General features: G+C 63.2%; 16 protein-coding genes. 11 read left to right on the plus strand and 5 right to left on the minus strand.

The annotated features are described in order from the left end of the window. Positions 1-14: 14 nt before the first annotated feature. Together ACIQLK_RS05705 and ACIQLK_RS05710 are read left to right on the plus strand one after the other, a co-directional pair. Positions 15-773, plus strand: a complete 759-nt coding sequence (locus tag ACIQLK_RS05705) for a metallophosphoesterase (protein ID WP_400363876.1) — start codon at positions 15-17, stop codon at positions 771-773. 10 nt (positions 774-783) lie between these two features. Continuing rightward, positions 784-1,734 carry a hypothetical protein gene (locus ACIQLK_RS05710; RefSeq protein ID WP_400363338.1) on the plus strand — a complete coding sequence of 317 codons (951 nt, stop codon included), beginning with the start codon at positions 784-786 and terminating at the stop codon, positions 1,732-1,734. Positions 1,735-3,954: 2,220 nt separating this feature from the next. Here ACIQLK_RS05710 and ACIQLK_RS05715 read toward each other — a convergent pair. Further along, entirely contained in the window at positions 3,955-5,040 is a 1,086-nt protein-coding gene (locus tag ACIQLK_RS05715; protein ID WP_400363339.1) for a hypothetical protein, read from the minus strand. Positions 5,041-5,942: 902 nt separating this feature from the next. Between ACIQLK_RS05715 and ACIQLK_RS05720 the strand changes: the two genes are divergently transcribed. From ACIQLK_RS05720 to ACIQLK_RS05735, 4 genes are all read left to right on the plus strand, one after another. After that, complete coding sequence (locus ACIQLK_RS05720; RefSeq protein ID WP_400363340.1) at positions 5,943-6,566, plus strand: hypothetical protein; 624 nt, start codon at positions 5,943-5,945, stop codon at positions 6,564-6,566. Between the two features lie 437 nt (positions 6,567-7,003). Next, complete coding sequence (locus tag ACIQLK_RS05725; protein WP_400363342.1) at positions 7,004-7,663, plus strand: hypothetical protein; 660 nt, start codon at positions 7,004-7,006, stop codon at positions 7,661-7,663. Next, complete coding sequence (locus tag ACIQLK_RS05730; RefSeq protein WP_400363343.1) at positions 7,654-8,253, plus strand: ATP-binding cassette domain-containing protein; 600 nt, start codon at positions 7,654-7,656, stop codon at positions 8,251-8,253. The genes ACIQLK_RS05725 and ACIQLK_RS05730 overlap by 10 nt, the downstream gene beginning before the upstream one ends. Further along, the gene (locus ACIQLK_RS05735; protein WP_400363344.1) at positions 8,253-9,326 is read left to right on the plus strand and encodes a hypothetical protein; all 1,074 of its coding nucleotides are present in this window, start codon (positions 8,253-8,255) and stop codon (positions 9,324-9,326) included. Before ACIQLK_RS05730 ends, ACIQLK_RS05735 begins: the two co-directional genes overlap by 1 nt. Before the next feature lie 449 nt (positions 9,327-9,775). Here ACIQLK_RS05735 and ACIQLK_RS05740 read toward each other — a convergent pair whose 3' ends face one another. Both ACIQLK_RS05740 and ACIQLK_RS05745 read right to left on the minus strand, forming a co-directional pair. Continuing rightward, a complete protein-coding gene (locus ACIQLK_RS05740; RefSeq protein ID WP_400363346.1) occupies positions 9,776-10,345 on the minus strand; it encodes a hypothetical protein in 570 nt (189 codons plus the stop codon). A 467-nt stretch (positions 10,346-10,812) separates the two neighbouring features. Next, entirely contained in the window at positions 10,813-11,619 is an 807-nt protein-coding gene (locus tag ACIQLK_RS05745; RefSeq protein WP_400363347.1) for an RNA polymerase sigma factor, read from the minus strand. A 670-nt stretch (positions 11,620-12,289) separates the two neighbouring features. Between ACIQLK_RS05745 and ACIQLK_RS05750 the strand changes: the two genes are divergently transcribed. The 4 genes from ACIQLK_RS05750 (at position 12,290) to ACIQLK_RS05765 (ending at position 16,525) form a co-directional block, all read left to right on the plus strand. Beyond that, positions 12,290-13,351, plus strand: coding sequence for a DUF4236 domain-containing protein (locus ACIQLK_RS05750; protein WP_400363348.1), 1,062 nt, complete (start codon positions 12,290-12,292; stop codon positions 13,349-13,351). Between the two features lie 82 nt (positions 13,352-13,433). Further along, on the plus strand, positions 13,434-14,579 hold the full coding sequence (locus ACIQLK_RS05755) for a DUF4062 domain-containing protein (RefSeq protein ID WP_400363350.1): 1,146 nt from the start codon (positions 13,434-13,436) through the stop codon (positions 14,577-14,579). A gap of 115 nt (positions 14,580-14,694) precedes the next feature. Continuing rightward, positions 14,695-15,426, plus strand: coding sequence for a hypothetical protein (locus tag ACIQLK_RS05760; protein ID WP_400363351.1), 732 nt, complete (start codon positions 14,695-14,697; stop codon positions 15,424-15,426). Continuing rightward, entirely contained in the window at positions 15,413-16,525 is a 1,113-nt protein-coding gene (locus ACIQLK_RS05765; RefSeq protein ID WP_400363352.1) for an XRE family transcriptional regulator, read from the plus strand. The genes ACIQLK_RS05760 and ACIQLK_RS05765 overlap by 14 nt, the downstream gene beginning before the upstream one ends. 254 nt (positions 16,526-16,779) lie before the next feature. On the opposite strand, the gene ACIQLK_RS05770 is transcribed toward ACIQLK_RS05765, so the two are convergent. Further along, positions 16,780-17,121, minus strand: a complete 342-nt coding sequence (locus ACIQLK_RS05770; RefSeq protein ID WP_400363353.1) for a hypothetical protein — start codon at positions 17,119-17,121, stop codon at positions 16,780-16,782. A 254-nt stretch (positions 17,122-17,375) separates the two neighbouring features. Here ACIQLK_RS05770 and ACIQLK_RS05775 point away from each other — a divergent pair, with 254 nt between their 5' ends. Continuing rightward, positions 17,376-18,446, plus strand: coding sequence for a DUF3039 domain-containing protein (locus tag ACIQLK_RS05775; RefSeq protein ID WP_400363354.1), 1,071 nt, complete (start codon positions 17,376-17,378; stop codon positions 18,444-18,446). Here the strand turns inward: ACIQLK_RS05775 and ACIQLK_RS05780 are convergent. Further along, positions 18,437-18,859 (minus strand): helix-turn-helix domain-containing protein, encoded by a 423-nt coding sequence (locus ACIQLK_RS05780; RefSeq protein WP_400363356.1) that lies wholly within the window; start codon positions 18,857-18,859, stop codon positions 18,437-18,439. The two genes, ACIQLK_RS05775 and ACIQLK_RS05780, sit on opposite strands and share 10 nt — an antisense overlap. Between the last annotated feature and the right edge of the window lie 30 nt (positions 18,860-18,889).

Here is an 18,889-nt window from a genome sequence, read left to right on the forward strand (position 1 = left end):
CGTGGGAGCTCGAGATGCCCCGGGTCGCTGTAGCTGGTGACTTACATGGGTCGGAGTCATGGCTGCGGAACGTTATGCGAACAGTCCGGTCTGAGGCGCCAGATGTGACGACAATCCTCCAGCTCGGGGACTGGTGGATGGACCTGGACGCATCCGACGAGCTCGCGTCCGAGTTCGATATCGAGCGTGTGGGGGTGGTCCCAGGTAACCACGACCCATATCCCGCCTTTCAGCATCTGCTCGACGCGCACCCGGGGAAGGCCGTCCAAGTGAGCAAGTCCACGTGGATCTTCCCGAGACCATTCCGCATCCGGGGGATGGGGAGGGACATCCTCGCGTTCGGGGGCGCGACGTCGGTCGACCGGTACTGGCGGACGCCGGCCGAGTGGTTCCCCGAGGAGACCATCACTGACGAGCAGGTTGCGGCGGCGATCGCTGGCGGGCCAGCCGACATCATGCTCACGCACGAGAGCCCGGCGAAGTCCCCGGTAAAGGCTGTTCGGCAAATACTCCGCACGAACCCGCACGGGTTCCCTCGAGAATCGATCATCGAGTCAGCCGCGTCACGCGTCCGACTCGGCAAAGTATGGGACGCGGTGCGCCCCGACCTCCTCTGCAACGGGCATATGCACGCCCCGGGGGCTGGTCAGACCGAGGACGGGCGCCGGGTGATCTCGTTCGGATGCAATGAGCAGGAGGGAAGCCTCGGCATCCTCGACCTCAGGGACCTCTCCGTTGAGTTCCCATCCCTCAAGACTATCCGTGGCTGGTGAGGCATCGACGATGGTGAGTGACCCTCGGTACCGGCCGGTCGTGGCGATCGAGGTGTCCGGGCTGCTGACCTCGCATGCCAACGACCCCGACGGCAACCCGCTGTTCCCGAACCCCGTCGTTGCTGAGGTGGAGTTCTCCAAACAGAGGTGGCCGCAAACACTCGATGAGCCTGAGTGGGACGAGCACGGCCGGAGCGTCAAGGCGTACTGCTTCAACCGGCCGGGCGTGGAGTGGGTGAAGGTGATGGTCGCACGGGGCTACGAGGTGGTGTGGAGCTCGGTGTGGTTGGAGCACGTCAACACGTACTTCGGTGAGCGCCTCGGCCTCCCACGCTTCGAGAACGTCTATGACCCTTCCATGGCCGCGACGACGTCGGCCGCCGATGCTTCTATCGCGACCCTTGCGAGGCGGTACCCGGGAAGGCCCATCCTGCTGACCTTGGACGACCCGGCGCCCGAGGGTGGAGACGCGCTCGGAATGGCTCGTCATCCTCGCGATCGGTCGATCACCATGGTCGCGGCCTTCCCCTGGTATGCCCCCGCGATGCCCGAGGACCTCGCCGAGGTCACGGAGTGGCTCCAAATGACGACGACCCTGGAAGGCCAGAAGGAGCTCGCCCGCCTTCGCCAGCACCACAAACGGCGCGGCAGGGAGCACCTCAGAGCGATGCGCGCGCGAACATTCCACGGTGAGGAGCACCCGTGGTTGGACGCAGGTCGGCGCCCGACCGAAGAGGACCGTCTCGCCGCGAGCAGCGGCCTCAGTGCCGATCAGATCGTGACCTACAACGTGATCGCCGAAGTGCTTCGGCAGGGACTCGGCGACCGTCTCGACGCATGGTTCAAGATCGATCTTCTCCGGACCCGTGACATCACCGGAGCCGTCCAGCGGAGCGTCGATCGCGCCAAAAAGGGTGCGGTTCAACGCAGCGACGATGACCAGCAGAGCAGCGATGACTGAATCGTCGGGCGCGAACCCGTGGGCGAAGGTAGTCGGTCCGTGCTACATCGCCGAGTCGCTGCAACGCGAGCTGGACATGACGCCGGCGGAGGTCGAGGTCGCGGTGCGCGAGCTACGGCTTATCTGTCTTACTACCTCGGATGGCGTCGATCTGTACCCAGCGTTCCAGACTCGAGCGGGCCGACTAATCACCGGCCTTCACCCAGTCCTCCAGGAGCTCGCGAGAGGCCCTCAGGCTCCGTGGATGTGGGCGCAATGGCTCAACGCGCCGATCATGCGACCGGGGGGAGCGCCCCGCCGGCGTATCGACGAGCTCGCCGCGGGGAACACCGCGTCGATCGTCCGAGAAGCACGACACACAGCGACGTCCTGGTCGTCATGACCAACAGCCATGGATCGCGCGAACGCTTCGCCGGAGCGACTCTCGCATCGTCGAGCCCGACGCGTCCGCGTCCACCCCGGCTACCCCCGGTCACGACTTCGCGGGTCGACTATCGAGTTCTCGAGGGACGGTTCGCGAGAACGCTGACGCGCGTGAGGACGGAATGACAAAAATGAAATACGGTTCTGAGTCCTGCCGCGCGACTGGAGAAGGCGGCACCCGGCTGTGAACGTCCAGCGATTCCGGCCCGTGGTTGCGATCGACCTCGACGGCGTACTCCGCGTACCCCCCACTCGCGAAGGAAATCCTGTGCGCGAGGGCATCATCTCCGCGCAGATCACCTACCGCCGCGAGGCCTATCCCACCCTGCATCACTCTCAGCCGCCTTGGGATGAGGTCGATGAGTTCAGCGATGAGGATGGCGAAGAGTTCTCGGGTGTTGGAGTGGCATGGGTCCACGACCTCATCCGTCGCGGTATCGAGGTTGTGTGGGCCACGACATGGCAGCACCACGCCAACACCTACTTCAGTCCTGTCCTCGGGTTTCCGGAACTGCCTATTGCGGTCGTCGACAACGGTTCCTTCTTTCGTGAGCCGTCGGAGTGGGAGGTCGCGCAGCTCGGCGAGGACCCGCGGTGGGCGGGACGTCCGCTGGTGTGGGTGGACGACGACACTCCTCTCGGCTGGGGGGGTAGAACGCGCCCGCCGCCCGAGGGACAAGGCCATCACGTTGTCGCACCGTGTGGCATCATCCTGGCGCGGACTTGTGCAGCGGGAGGTCAACGAGCTCGACGCGTGGCTCGCACTTGTATCAACGCCCGACGGTCAGACAAACCTCCGCCGCCGTCGCAGGGCAGAGCTACAGCTCGCTGCCACCCGCCGGCGACGCCAACGTCAACGGGCCGAGAGAGCGGAACGCTGCGAGGCCGCACTCAACGTTCTCCTCCCTGAGCGCCCCGAGCTCGCAAGGGCGCTCGCGAGGTTCGCCGGCAGACCATCCGCGGAGACGATCACGAGGATCTCCGCCACGCACGAGCTCGACGAGTCAACTATCCGTTGCCTCCTGGTGATCCTGACTTCCTTCGAAGCGATCGAATGATTCGCGAGCCAACGGACGCACGCGAACAGTTTGCCGCCGTAGGGAACGCGGTGGTTCAAGGTATCACCGAAGCCGAGACGCAGCGCTTGGCTGCCCTTGGCGAGTTGTCTGACGCTTTCGCGCGGCACATCCCGATCCGCCTGCCGGATCTCGGAGAGACCCTGGAAGCGCCGGGTCGCTGCACTGCACTGCACGGCAAAGGTCCGCGAGCGACGGTTCCGGGTTCGTCGGTTGGCGAGTGTCCCGCGGTGCCGTGCGCGGGACACTCGCACTATTGACTGGCCGCCGCTCGGTTCGGGGAGGAGGTCCGGCCGGGGACGTCGCTTTTGGCGCGCCTCGACGATTCAGCAAGAGACCCCGCACCCGCCAGCAATCCCAGTGCAACCGTGCCGCATATAGTCACTGTGGGTAAGCCCGCCTCGAGGGTGACGTAACCGAGTACAGCGCAACCTGTGGCCGCGAGAACTGATGCCACCACAACGAGCGCTCGCATATATCCGAATCGCCGGCCCGTCGCGACTGCCTGCCGAGTAAGTAGCCACACCGCCAGGCCACAGGCGGCCCCGACCCCAGCACCGTAGGGTGCGCCGTAAACCATCAAGCCCCAGGGAATGGGCTCTGAGGCATAGACGCTCGCGATCGTCACCGCCGCCAACACGACACCGGTCGCAGCGCCGGTCACGCCGGCGAGGACGAATCGACGAATCGAGGTTGCTATCACGACTTCACGATACGCCGGTCAGAGCGAGTTCCGGCGGATGAGATTTCCGAGGAAGTTGAGCCATGTTTGGCTAGCGACTCGCTTATTTACCTCGTTCGCAACAGCCCCGTTGTCCTTCAGGATGTGCGCTCCCACCGCCAGATGGAGATACCCAGATTTGTCGTTGTAGAAAGTAAAAGAGATGGTCGACCCCGCGCCATCGAAATGCCCCGGGGCGGCAATGAAGGCGAAGGTGGTCGAGGTAACGTAGTTCATCTTCACGGCAGCGTTGATCTTCACGATGCATGTGAAGGGGCTGGCGTCCAGGGGGATCAACTGCCCGACTTTCGGGAACGCTTTCGGAGCTCCTGCGACGGGAAAGCTGCAGTTGAAGCATCGCCGAAGTTCAGCCATCACCCGCTTCGGGGTTGCCTTCTCTTTGCCGTGAGCCACGACGCCGTTCAGCCCATGATCCAGGTAGTAGTTCCAAGCGGGATCAGAGACTACGGGAAAGACCGCATCCGTGTAGTCGATCTTCTGGGTAAGTACTGAATTGTCCAGAGTGTAGGAAGTCTCCAGGTACTTGCCCGTTGCGTCGACTGCCCACGGCGCGCCGAGATCTACGACGTATCGATCCTCGTCGTCCAGGATTTTGAAGGAGCCGTCTTCCATCGGAACAAGGTAGGGATCCTGGATCCCTTGGAGCTTGAAGTCCAGATCCTGTGCCGCGCCGGCGGTTGTCACTGTGGTGATGATCCGGGTCTCGCTCGGCATGATGTCGACGAAGGTCGCGGACCCGGCTGAGTCGCCCACTTCTGTCACATTGCCGAACTTGTCCTGAACGAAATCCGACTCCGGGGCGACCACAGTGAAGGATCGTTCTCCTTCGTTTTCGCCGCCGATCACAATCTTGTCGCTCTCGCCGCCTTGAATCAGTTCTGGGGCGGCAGGCAGGTCTTCATAGTGCTCGGCAACAGTCGCGACCGTGGCCTCGACCAGATCCTCGCCGACGCTCGGCTCATTCCCGTAAGCGGTGGCAGAGCCACCGAATGTCAACGCGAAGACGATCGTGGTGACCGCGGTGGTTCGCAGCGTGCTCCCGTTTTTCCGTTTCTTGGCGTGCATGAACAACATTCCCCCCTCGACGCGGAATCCCCCGATCCCGCGAGGTGCACCAGTGCGGTGCGCGACAGGTGACCAAGCGGCCTCCTGCGCTCTTTTTAGCAGAAAGGCAAACGCCACCGTCGCATTTGATCCGCCCGGGCCCGCTCGCTCCGGAAGGAGTCGGTCTCAACGGGAACGCCGTCTTCGCCGCACTGCCCGACTGATCAAGACCGCTTGCGGAGCTTGACGATCTCTGTTGAACCCCGACGCGTCGAGCCCCTCAGGGCCTCGACGCGTCGGAGAAGCCTTCTGGCGGGAACCGATGTCGGTCGACGGACATGTCGGAGTGTCACCACGCCAGGTGGTGAGTAGTCGACATCGAAGGATAATCATGAGCCACAGTGTTGTGAACGAATCCGCCCGCGCGAACGGTCTCCGGAAGATCGCGGTCTTCGGCGCGGCAGTTGCCCTCGTGATCGGCGGGATCGGAGTCGCGTCCGTCGGTTCCGCCGATGCCGCACACGCAGCCTGTCAGGCGGTCGGGCAGAAGGGCGGCACAACCACGAGCTGGACCCGCGCCCAGAGCAACGACTGCGAAGGAAACGTGCAAGCGCGCGTGTACCGATACGTCTCGACGTACCCGACGGCATACGACGGAGCGCAGAGCAGGAACTCTTACATCTCAGCGTCCGGCGGTACGGCGGCCGGTCACGCGTTGCGGGTGCAGATCTCATCCGGCGGAGGTTGGGCTGGGTGGTCTAGCTTCTGACCCGACAAGCTGAAGTCAAAGTAAGGTCCAGGATGTGATCGCTGAGCGTCCGCGGCGCACGGGCTCCTCTGCCCGTCGGCCACGGGCGTTCAGCGTCCTGGGACTCTCGGTTCCCGTAACTCGAGGTCTATCGAGATAGAGAGCGAGTATCGCAATGATGAAGAGGCTTGCGATCATGGCCGTCCTCGTAGGAGTCGCCGTGGGGCTTGTGTCGTGCACTGGGCCTCAGCAGAACCTCGCTACTGGGCCTTACGCTGACCTGATCGCTCAGGCGCGGGATCAAGCAACCTCCCAATTCGAGCGGGACGTTCTGGCCGACGGCGAGATAACGCGAGCGGAGTACGAGGAAGCGATACAACGCTTCGTGACTTGCGTGGCCGACGAAGGTGCAACTGTGAAGCCTCAAGATCAGGCCGGCTACTACGTCTACGCCATCGAAGGAGACGTTGCGCTGTACGACAAGGCCGCCGACAAATGCGCCCCAGGAACCAAGGCTCTCATCGAAGGTCTGTATGTGGACATGCTGACCAACCCGAACAATCGTGATTACGACGAGTTGATCGCCGAATGCTTCGTAAAGGCTGGACTTGTGGCTGCACCATTTACCAAGTCCGACCTTCAGGAGCTCCTGACACGCGCAGGAGCCATAAACGCAGGGCAAACTGCCGACTCGGATCAAGTCATCGACAAGGCGGCAGAAGACCTGCTCGCGACAAAGGAAGCCGACCAGTGTATGGCGAACCCGAGTATCGACGGAGACCTCGAGGGCAGCCGATGACAGAAAGGGCATCTGGGACCGAGCGGAGGAATGGACCATCCCCCGCACGATCTTTCGGGTGGACAGGCCTCGTCCTATCTTGGGTCGCGATCGCATCCATCGCCGCCCTCGCCGGATGGTTTCTTGCCTTCCGGCCGCTCCCCGCTGCTGACGAGTCGGCGGCATTCCGCCCGGCGATAATTCCGCTGACCTCGACTGAGTTTGCAGATCCACGCAACGTCACTCTTTCGTTTGAACGCGGAGCGCCGTCAGACGTTCACGTACGAGTCTCGGGAACCATCACGAGGTGGGCGTGTCAGCGGGGCGCCGAACTGCGAACTGGCGACGCGCCCCTGTCGGTCGATGGGATGCCGATTGTCGCGTTGGCAACATCGACTCCTATCTATAGGGACCTCACCGGCGGTGAGCGCGGCGATGATGTGGCCAGCATCCAGCGCGTGCTCCGAGAACTCGGGTACGCCAGTTCCGATTCGGGGCGGTTCGACTGGAAGACCCGAGAGGCGTTCGCGAAGATGCTCGCGGACCGCGGGCTGAAAGACTCCACGGACAGGTCATACGGTTCGGTCAGGCTCCGCGACATCGTGTGGTTGCCGTCGTCCCCGTCAACGGTGACTGCTTGCGGCGCAACCCTCGGGGCTCAGGTCACGGACGGCGCAACCATTCTGAGCATTGGAGGCGGGGTGACGGCAGTGACCTACCCTCAACCAAATGACCTCCAAAAGGGGGCCCGTCAGCTTTCCGTCGGCGGTATTGTCATCGCCGCCGACGAAAGCGGACGCATCACCGATCCTGAAGCGATTCGAACCCTCATCGCTGAGCCGACGGTCGCTTCATTCCTGGAGCGTGACGAAGCCTCAGCCGAGTCTTCGGACGTCGTGGCACGCCTTGAGCTCGTGGATCCGGAGACCGTCTACGGCGTCCCTCCGAGCGCTCTTATCGGCGTTCGAGCCTCCTCAGCGTGTGTGGTGACCGATGGGAGGGCGATACCTGTGACGGTCGTGGCTTCGAGCCTGGGCGTGACGTACGTGTCCTTCGAAGCGGGTGCGTCCGTTGATCAGGTCGAGTCTCGACCCGAGAGTTCGCTCCCGTGCAGCTGAGCGTGAAGGCAGTTTCGTTCGGGTTTCGCGACCAACCTCTGCTCTTTGATGATGTCTCCTTCACTTTGCGTCCCGGGGAACTGACCGCGCTGGTGGGGCCATCCGGTTCGGGGAAAAGCACCCTACTTTCGCTGCTGGCGGGACAGATCTCGCCTGTAAGCGGCGAGCGTCGTGTTGAGGGCATAACGCGCATCGGATGGATCCTGCAAAATCCCGTCGGGTCGCCTCGTCGGACGGCTATAGATCATGTCGTTTTCCCGCTGCTTCTGCGTGGCATCACTCGGCGCAGCGCAGAACCGATGGCGAGAGAACTCCTGGACCGCTTCCTGCTCACAGACGTCGCGGATAGACCCTTTCGGAAGCTCTCAGGTGGTGAAGCCCAGCGGTTGGCTTTTGCGAGAGCCACGGCTGCAGGCTTCGACGCTTTGCTGATTGATGAGCCGACCGCCCAACTTGATCCACGAACGGCGCAGACGATCCGAGAGGTAATTCGCGGGCTCATTTCGCCAGAGCGGTTAGTGCTCGTCGCGACTCATGATCCTCAGCTCCGCGATGAGTGTGACCACGTTGTCGATCTGGGTCTGCGCTGATGCGGACGAGTCAGCTCCTCGGGGAGAGTTTTCGCAATGTCCGCTCCGGGACCACGCGAGCCCTTCTCGGCGTGGTCGCCCTGTTTTCTATCCTGCTCGGAACGGTCGCCTCAGACGGGCTTGCAGCAAGCGACATCTTCTCGAGTCAGAGAGCGGTCCGAGCCTCTGGAGCGAGCGTCGTGACGGTTTCGGCGTTGGGCGGCATTGACGGTGAGCGCTGCGCTTCGTTGGCGAGAGTGCACGGAGTAGTCGGTGCATTTGCGCTTCGGGAAGCGCCAGCCCGGCTCACCCTCGATGCGATGCCCGACACAAGCTTCGCCTTGTACGAGACGACCGGTGATCCGGTAGCTGTACTCGGCGGGCGCTCCACGAGCGACGGGTTGTTGATGTCCAGTCAGATATCCACGCTCTTGGCGGCGGCAGACCGGCCCCTTCTCTCGGTCGCGAATGAGGTCGAGCCGGTAAGAGTCGATGGAGTATTCAACTACCCCGACGACGGCCGGAACTCTCAGCTCGCGGCTGCATTTCTCGCCTCGACCGCAGCGTCCGGGGCATTCGATTCATGCTGGTTTTCTCTGTGGCCGCCCAGCGAAGAACTGGCGGGACTTGCCTCCCTGGTCGTGATGCCCGGCGTCGACGCGTCATCGGTCTCAATAGGCCAGCTAAATCAGACATTTGGACGTGCAACCACGACTGACGAGCTCATGCAGACCCGGACGACGAGATACCTTCCTCCTGCTGGCGCATTGCTTGCCTTCGTCCTCACGTTTCTCATGATTCGTAGTCGGCGAGTCGAGCTGTCCGTGGCTCGCCACCTCGGACAGTCAGCGCGAGGTCAAGTCGGTCAATTGCTCATCGAAACCGCGACCTGGGCACTGGTAACGACGCTCGCCGCTTTCGCGGTAATGACACCGTTCGCAACTGCTTCTCTCACAGCTCGCGAGGTCGAATGGGTCCTCGAAGTGCTGACGCTGAATGTGGCGGTCGTGTTCCTCTTCTCGCTCATCGGAGCGACGGCCGCGACGCTCACTATCTCTTCTCGACGGATGCAGTCGTGGTCGAAAGATCGGTGACGTACGCCGGCCTTCTGAGAAACACATTCCGCCCCGGGGTCTCGGAAGCGCCCGAAGCGTCATGCGACGCCACCAACGAGCCGCAGCGGGGTACGTGAAAATGGGCGCTCAAGACGTGCGTGACGACGGATATCCTCCGGGGCGTGATTGTCTCGATTGCGCGGAACCGCTTGAGCCTAGGCACGTAGACGCGACCCTTTGGCTCGTGTGGCTTTGCCCTTCTCACGGCCCAACCGGCGCTTTGCAAGACCCGTTCCAAGATCCGACCGAGCGAGGTGCCGACATCGTCGGCCCCTTCTGCCGTCGAGTCCAAGTTGGCTTCCACACGATCGAGAGCGGTGCCGCAGAAAACCTGACTCCGCGGCTCACATCGAGAGCGAACGCGACGAGGACATGGCCGAGTGACGGCGAAGGCCAACGGCGTGGGAATCACTATCGTCTAGAGTGCCTCAGCCAAAAGTACCGACGGGACGGTAAACGATCGACGACGACTTGGCGGCAAGGAACCCCATCGTGGAGCAATAGGGCGCGCAAGTCAGCACTTGCCCTTTGTATGAAGTGCTGTCGTAGTGCGACGCCCAGCAGTTGCTGTAGCCCTGCGCCGATCGGATGTTGTTGTTCCATCCGCTCGGCAACGTCGGAAAACCATAGGTCACTCCGTTGCAGCCGCTTCCTGTTCCCCAATGGATGAGTTCGGAACCGCCGCGGGACGTACCAGTCCAGACGCGCCCAATAGTCACTGTTGCGGCAGCTGCGACCCGCCCTTGTGGGCTCCCCCCGTCGACCAGCTGTTCGTAGTCTCCGGGGGCACCTTCCTCGATGAATGCTTCTGCCTCCGTAGCGGTTTCGAAGCATGAGATGACTAGAGGAACCGCTTCCGGTGCTGGATCGCCCTCGGGGATTGCCAGCGCACCCACCGTGCAAACCTCTGTCGGGGGGAGCTCGTTGGCCTGCGCGCCCGAGGGGAGTGCGAGAGTGAGCAGGCTTGCCGTCACGACAATGAGAGTGCGGACTTTCATGGGAAGACCTCCTTGGTCGGTGTCTTCCCGTGCTGTCCGGAATCAGCTCATCGGTTCCGAGCTCCAGCGCGCGGCCACACCGATCCGGACGTCGACCCGCGCACGCGAACGCGACCCCCAGGCGGGACCGAGAGGGCTCGATCGCGAGCGAACGTAGCCTGATGTGAGTAAGCGCTTCTAGGTGCGCCCGGAAGGCGGTGGTTCAGCCGGAGTACGGGCTCAAACCGATGGCGGAGCACTCGAATCGCCCGGGAGCGACGGCGGCGGCGCCATCTTCGGTCACGCATGTCGTGAAGTGCTCGGGAACGTTTCCAGCGCTCGGTGTCGCGTTCAGTGGGTCCTCCGACGCGAAGGCTCCCGAAGCCCACATCTGCTCGCACACGCGCACTGCATCGGTGACCGCGAGTACGCCGTCCGGCGTTCCGATGCTGACGGCTTTTCCGGGGAGCGTGCCGTCAAGGTTGCGACTAGCAGTGTCCAAGCAGTGCACAACCGACGTCTCGCTCACCGGTTGCGAGTCGAGCAGGGCGACCGACGCTATGCCCGTGCTCACAACGAGTACGCCAGCGCCGCCAATTGCGAGGCGGCCACGGAGCGTACTCCACCACTTTGGCCGAGTGAGATCGTGGCGCATGTGGTCGACGAGGAGATTCTCCACTTCTTGCGCGTGGGGCATCCGATTTGAGCCGCTCATAATGCTCCTCCGCAGTAGGAGCGTACGCGCTCAGTCTCGTACGAAGTCTCGCCTTGACTCGAGACAGGCGTGACTTAACGGTCCCCTCGGGTACGGCCAAGGCGATGGATGCATCTCGGGCACTGAACTGCTGCACGACGCAGAGAAGCAGTACCGCTGCATCTCGCGCGTTGAGCTCCCCGAGAGCCACCCGGACTTCGGCAGCGACGGGCAGAGCATCGACCGTGCGAGCTACCTCGTCTGCGTGATCGGGCTCGATGCCCTCATGAGGGATCTTCGCCAGGAGGCGTCGGTATCGACGCGTACCACGAAGGTGATTCTTGGCCACAAACGACACCACCGTGAGCAACCACGGCAGAACAGAATTATCGACGAGTCGAACTTTGTCGCGTTTGCGCCATAGCTCAAGGAAGGAAGATGCGACCACTTCCTCGGCGTCCCAGGCGGAATGCGTCAGGAGCAAGGCGACTCGATACGTGGCGCGCTCATGGCGACGAAAGAGATCACGGTACGCATCTGCGTCCCCGCGGGACAGGCGAAACAGAAGCGCGGCGTCAGTCTCATCGGACACGCTCACCATCACCCATCTCACGTCCCCCGTCGTGTTCGTTCGATTATCGCATCCCGACGAATGGAGGCCGGCCGATAGAGAGGCGAGAGGCGGGGTCGGTGACGGGGTCTCAGAGCCCAAAGCTCCCGGCACGACGCGCTCAGTGCTTCGTCCAACGGTGCCTAGCGCGTAAGCGATCGCCTAATCGGCCGCTGCCATGTTCCCCTCGTGCCACGCGGAAGCGTGCAGTGACTGCAGCTTCACTGCTACTTCGGAAAGCACCGTTCGTTCTTCGTCCGTCAGTTCGCGTTCTGCACGGTGAGCCAACGCCAACACGTAGCCTCCGTACCAACCCAAGCTCTTTTCCATCACGATCTCCATTCGTGCGCGACGTGTTCGCGCTCAACACCTCCATGCGCGGTCGCTGTGAAAAGTCTGTCCAGAAGAGAAGGAACTAACCGCGGGAGGCGGACATCACGACTCGGAACGCCTCGCGACTAGCGAAGTGACCGGGAGATTGGGGAGTTATGTCGGGAAGGGAGTATCCGGCGAGCGACGCGAGGCGCGTCAGTGTTCGGCTTGGTCGCGGGGTGGCGGGCGATGAGGACGCGGCCAGCCGTTGAGCCTGATCGCCGGTTCGGTACAGGCCCCTTACGCCCGCACAGTCGCCTGAAGGGCGACGCCGCAAAGGATGCGTGCCATGGGGTTCTACGTACGCAAGAGCGTGAAAGCTGGGCCGTTCCGCTTCAACCTGAGCAAATCAGGAGTCGGAGTGAGCGCCGGGGTGCCGGGCTTCCGTGTGGGCACGGGTCCCCGCGGGAACTATGTCCACCTTGGTCGCGGCGGCGTTTACTACCGGACATCGCTGAAGGGGCCGACGCCGCATGCGACACCCGCAGTGCCGTCGCCGGTGCACACCAGTTCAGTGTTGATGGAAGACGTCACCGGCGCCACGGCTCTCGAGATGGCGCCGACGGGCGGGGGTGACATCGTGGAGCAACTCAATGCAGCCGCGCGGCATTTCCGGCTTGGGTGGCTGGTCTCGGTAGTTGCGTTCATCCTCGGTGGAGCCGTGATGCCCTGGGGGCCTCTCGTGTGGGCGCTGGCGGCCCCGCTGTGCGTTTGGCTTTTCCTACGCGACGCGGCGAAGAGCAAGGTTGTTCTGTTCTACGACGTGAACGACGCCGCCGCCTCCTGGTTCGACAGCCTCGTCGAACACTGGTTGCGGCTCAGTGAGACCAAGAAGCTGTGGCGGACCGTCGCGTCGGGACAGGTGAACACGCTGTATCAGCACAAGACCAACGCCGGCGCGAGCAACCTCGTCCAGCGAGCCGACGCGACTGCTGGCCTGGCTGGGCCGAAACACCTGGCGACCAACGTGGCGGTGCCGTCGATAGTGGTCGGCAAAACGAGTATCCACTTTCTCCCTGACCGCATTCTCGTCAGAGACGGCAAGACTTACTCTGACGTGAGTTACCCGAACGTCCGTGCTACCGGGTATCAGGCGCGGTTTATCGAGTCGCCCGGCCACACGCCAAGGGACGCAGTTCAGGTCGACCAGACATGGCAGTACGTCAACAAGAAGGGCGGGCCCGATCGGCGCTACGCCAACAACCCAGTGCTGCCCATCATGATGTACGGCAATCTCGAACTGACGAGTTCCGGTGGGCTGCAATGGAAGGTGCAATCGTCGAGAACTGACGCAGCACCCGCAGTAGCGGAGGTCCTTCAAAGGGTACCCAAAGGCGAGGTAGCGGGCTGAGGGGCCAGCACCGGCCGCGAGGCGTCCGCTGCCAGTGCGAATTAAGCCGACGAGTGTCGGAGGCATGTGATCAACTGACTCCATGGCGGACTCACTTCTGATCGACCAGCGCTCGGCGTCGCTCGCCCTTCCCGAGAGCGAACTGTCGGCGTGGGGGAGCGGGCGCCGGGTGTTCGTTTCCAGCGTGATTACCGGCTTCGCGGCTGAGCGCGCAGCTGTGCGATCAGCTATTGAGGGCCTCGGTGCCACGCCGGTGATGTTTGAGGAAGAGCTCGGCGCGCAGGACGTTTCGGCAGAGCAGGCCTACCTTGCAGGCGTTCGCAGCTCGGAGATCTACGTGGGTCTGTTCGGGGCGAGATATGGCGTGCGGATGAGCGACGGCAGTTCCGCCACGCATGCCGAGCTCCTCGAAGCCGAGCGTGAAGGCTTGCGGCTGTGCCTCTTCGTCAACGGTGAATCATCGGGGGAGATGGACCGGGCTCAGAGGGACCTCGTCGATGGCGCGCGCAACCTCTACACGACGAGCTCATGGTCCGACGCGGCCGACCTCGGGCGCCGTGTCCGCCGGCGCCTGGTCGATCTGGCTGGTGAAGAACTCGCGCCGTGGGTGCGAGTAGGTCGAGCGGTGTTCCGGGCGAAGGAGTTCACTTTCGACGACCGCAGTGTCACGATCCAGGCGGATATTCGCAGCGCGGTCGTGCACGACGAGCTGGTCAGGATGCGCGATCAGCGCTCAAGCGTGCCGTACGCCTCGGCAAGCGATGCGCGGAACGCGACGGTGTCAGCACTGGCCACCCGCGTCGTGTCCAGTTCTCGATACGAAGAGCGCATCACGTTGTCGTTGTCCGAGCGGAACGGGCTCGGCCGCGGGGCCATGACAATCAACAACATCCCTGCGGAGGAAGTGGCTCGCAGAGCTCTCTCCGACGGGCTCATCGGCACTCAGGAGCTCCGTCAACAGATGTTCGGTATGGCGCGACCCATAGATCCTTTGGAGCAGCTGCGTGGGGCGTCGCTGGACGACGCCATCCTCCGGCCGGTTGCGAGCTTGCTGTTCGCGGAACGGCTGATGGTGGAAGGGGTCGCCGGGCGGGTCAACAGCTTCACGCTCGGCCCGAGCCATCAGGGATCTCGCAAGCTCAAGGCCACATGGACACCCCCTCGGATCTATTCGAACGCCCCCGGCCCGACTCCTGTAAGTATCGAAGGGCTCATCTCGGGTGTCTGAAATCGCCGTTTGGACATTTCGGGGTTGAGATTCCAACGTAAGTGACGAAACGGTGTTTAGATCTGAAGCGCCCTGCTACCCTGGCTTCAGAGAGGCGGGGATCAGAATGCAGCAGATGGTTGAGGATTGGCGCGCGGAGTTCGCGCCGGAGCACTTGCAGGTCATCCGGTCGCTAGTGCCCATGGGCATCCACCTCGGGCAAGTGCGGTCCGCGCGAGCCCACACCGAATACGACGACCCCGACCAGCACGAGTTCGTGTACGGGGTCGGAATGGCTCACGCCGCCCAAAAGGAGTGCCAGGCGCAACTACGTGGCCTCGCGAACTACTCCGAAGAGAAGGTACCGCGGTCTCCTCGCATGCTGATGCGAGTTGGAGACCACGTTGTGCATGTGCAGCGGGTGGGGAAGAAGATGCCCCGCAACCACCGTCGACTGAATCTTCGTCAGCTCTCTGACACGCGCCGCGACACGCTCGCCGAAGCCAGCAACCCGCGGTTCGCCTACGTGCCGGAGACACTCTTCGACCTCGGAGAGGCGGGGGAGGGGCACGCCAACATCGCTGAAGCCGTGGAAGCATCGAGCAAGTCGAAAAGGGGGATGCTGCTTGTGCCGTACTACAGCAGCACACCGGCCGGCGTCGGGCAGATGTTCCTGGCTCCGGCTGTCCTGGCCGGTAATTACCTCGAATTCACCGACCCCGAGCCGCTCGTGTACCGACGGACCGGGGACGCCGCCGCCCCCTCCGGCCAGCAGGCAACGCCGACGAAGCGCCGCTTCGCGGTGGGCGAGCGACCCAAGAGCACGCCCAAGTTACGCCGTCCGCAGGAGCCTGATGGGCCTCGTTGACGTAGCCCGCGCGTTCGACTCAGGGCGGCTGACCCAAGCTCGCCGCATCAAAGCGATGACGAAGACCGAGCTCGCCAGAGAGGTGAAGGTCTCCGCGGCGGCAATCGGACAGTATGAGCGCGGTGAGGTGCGGCCTCGGCCCGACACCATCGAAGCTCTCGCATCTGCGCTCGACGTGCCAGCGGGCTTTTTTGCGCATGGTCGACCGCGTGCTGCCGTCGAAGTCGCGGAGGCGTCTTTTCGTCGTCTCCGTTCGACGACGGTGGCTCAACAGCAGCAGGCCACCGCCTACGTCGAGCAGGCTTGGGAGCTCAGCCTCTACCTGGAGGAGCGGGTTGAGTTCCCAGAGTTGGACCTTCCCGGATGGGCATATCCAGATAACGGGGATGTCCCGGACCCGATCACCGCAGCCCAGCAACTGCGCGCGCATTGGGGTCTGGGCGTCGACCCCATCCCTCACCTCGTGGCAGAAATGGAGCAGCGGGGCATCCTCACAGTTTTCTTCTCGATGAAGCAGGACCCGACGCTCCCTGACAAGAGCCGTATCGACGCGTTCTCCACTACGTCACTTCCCCGCCCCCTCATCGTTCTCACGCCAGACAAAGCGAACGACGTCCTTCGCCACCGCTTCAGCGCCGCGCACGAACTGGGGCACATCGTTCTGCACCATGACCGACACGGCACCGATGTTGAGATGGAACGTCAGGCCGACATCTTCGCCGCCGAGTTCCTAACACCACGAGACGTTTTGCGCCCTGAGCTGCCGCCCCGGCTGAACCTAGGAGTACTGCACGAGTTGAGTGACGAGTGGGGTGTATCGCCCCATATGCTCGTACGACGGTCGAAGGACCTGGAGCGGTTCTCGGACTCAACAGCCCGTCGGGCCTACATCACCCTCAACTCGCTGCCGGGACGTGCCCGCCCCATTTCGGACTACCCCGGAGAGACCCCCGAGATGCTTCGCCGAGCGATCGAACTGCTTGAGACCGTCGATGTGGCCCTGAGCGACATCGCAAACAGTCTGCAGATGACTGTTCGACATGTGCGGCGGCTCGCCGGTGTGGAGACCGACCGGCCACACCTCACCCTCGTTCGCTAGGCGTCCGCGGGGTCGGACGTGGCGACGAGCGACCATGGGTATCTGGATACGCAGGGCGGTGGTATGCCGCCGAGCGGCCCGAGCACCGAGTGGTGGTCGATTTCTAGCGACGCCCGCGCGAACGTGGGGAGCTCTTTGTCGGGACAAATAGTCCTTTCGATCCTCCGATCATCGGCCCACCTGGACTCTCGTCCCGCCGCAGGAGACAAGACTCCGGTCGCGCGTTTGCAACCACAGGGGCCGCCCCATCCGTGTCACCCGGCGTTCGCGCGAAGCGTCTCCACCACGAGGATTGAGGTCAGGCCGCCGAAGGCGAAATGGGAGGCGACTGCGATCTGGTCCACGCTTCCCTCATGCTGGGCGAGCGCGTGATCGGCTTGCCGAGCGATCTCCTCGTAGGCAGGTTCGGCCCGTTCGAAGCGGTCCTCCCAGTTGATGTCCTTCACTCGCAGAATGAACCCGCCGCTTTTGGACCGGCCCGGCCAACCGCACAGGTAATGCTCCCAGCTCGCCGCATCGGTTGCATCGAGCCGGCGGACCGGGATGTCGGGGTAGGCGCGCTGCAGGTGCTCGATGAGGTCTGTCGTGGTCTTCATGAACTGCTCCGGGTAGGTGGGGTGTTGCGGCGATGTCGCGGGCGGGTGCCGCTTCATGTCTATGCGCGAGCCCGAAGACGCGCCGCTGTAGGTGACCTCGAGGTCAACAACAGCGAACTCGTCGCTGCCTTCGGGCTGCGGCGTCAGGTCGCTCGCACCGAGTTGTCCGCCGCCGTCGAGGGGGGTGGTTCGACGCTCGATAGAGTCGACCGAGGAGGAACTTCATGAGGCGTACCAGACCGACCTTGCGAGTGGTGGCAAAATTGCCCACTACCCCCGAACTGGCGGCGGCGTGTGAGGTCATTGCTCGCGCGAAGGCAAACCCGACCGAGGCGGGGCAGATCCTGGAGGAACTACGGCTGGAAACTGTAGACAGCACTCTCCTCGAGGACGCAAACCGAGGCTTCGCTTCGGGCGCTCCCAGTCGACATGAGGAGGCGTCACGGACCTATCACGGCACGGTCTACGAGGTTCGCGATCACGACGGCGCGGGTTGGCGGGGCGCGGTCATCCAGGACGCCGAATCAGACCCGTGGTTGGTGTACGCGGACCGGCACAACACCTTCCATGCGACCGTTGCTAGCGCGCTCAAGCGAGACAAGGGTGAGCTCGACAAGGGCCGCATCGCAGGCCCTGCAGTGGACCATCTACCGACCAAGCTTGATGTGAAGGTCAGGGAGAACGAAGAGGAGCGTCTTCGTGACCTCCACCTCAGGCTCGATCTCGTCCAGGGGCTCCGGGAGGGGTTGAGGCAGGCGTTCCGTGAAGGTGAAGCGGTCACCGTGGCGACCCCCGTCGACCACAAGGCGCCTACGGGATCGGGCCAGTTCGAGTACACGATCAAGGTCGAACACGATCCTCCTGCAGAAGAGCACGCGGACGCTCACAACTCCACCTCCGAGGTCACCATCCTGGTCGCGATGGGCGTTCAACCGCACCGTGTGTACGAGATGTTGATCGGATGTGGCGCCGTATACGTGCAGCCGGACCCGCAGTACCGGGAGTCGGTCTACACCCCCTCCAACGAAATGCGCCTAGACATCGTCGTGACTCACGCGAAGCTCACGCAGTTGATTTCCGACGCGGATGTCGACGAGGCGTCGTTCCCACCCAGTGCCGACCGGCCGGACCGGTTGCACTGGGTGAGATCGACGCAGCACATCGAGGGACTGGTGACCGGTAGTGCAGTCCGAAGCCTCTGCGGTGGTTGGTTCGTCGCCACCGAGAATGAGGGTGCAGGCCTACCAGTGTGTGATCACTGCGAGCGCATCAAGCCGTTCGCGCAAGAAGTCCTCGATCAACTGAGGCTCCGTGCTCACAGTTGACGCAAGTCCTCCATCTCTTCCTCGGTGAGGGGAACGGGCGCTGGCGTGTTCGCGTGGGCAATGATCTCCGCAACGTGCTTAGACGCGAGCTCACGGCGTTCGGCGAAGTCGATGAAGTCGCTGTAGCGGACGCGATGGTGCTTTCCGACGGGGTGCGCGATGAGGACGCCCTCGCGGATCATCTTCATGACGTGAGGACGACTCACCTGGAGTAGTGAGGCGACGTCGTTGGGGCTCAACTCCTTTTCCTGCTCCACTAGTGAGATGCCGGCACCACGCGCTACGGCGTCGAGCAGTTCGCTGACCAGTTCGCGGAGGGGGCTGGTGTCAGGCAGTTCCTGGACTGCGGTGCTGAGCTGTTGAACTTCGGTGGCGGGGACGGCCACAGCAGTGTTGAGAACGGAAATGTTCATGCGGATCTCCCTATCTGAAATAACTGTAAC

It is taken from the genome of Microbacterium sp. NPDC091382, assembly GCF_044757025.1.
In the GTDB taxonomy this organism is placed as follows: Bacteria; Actinomycetota; Actinomycetes; order Actinomycetales; family Microbacteriaceae; genus Microbacterium.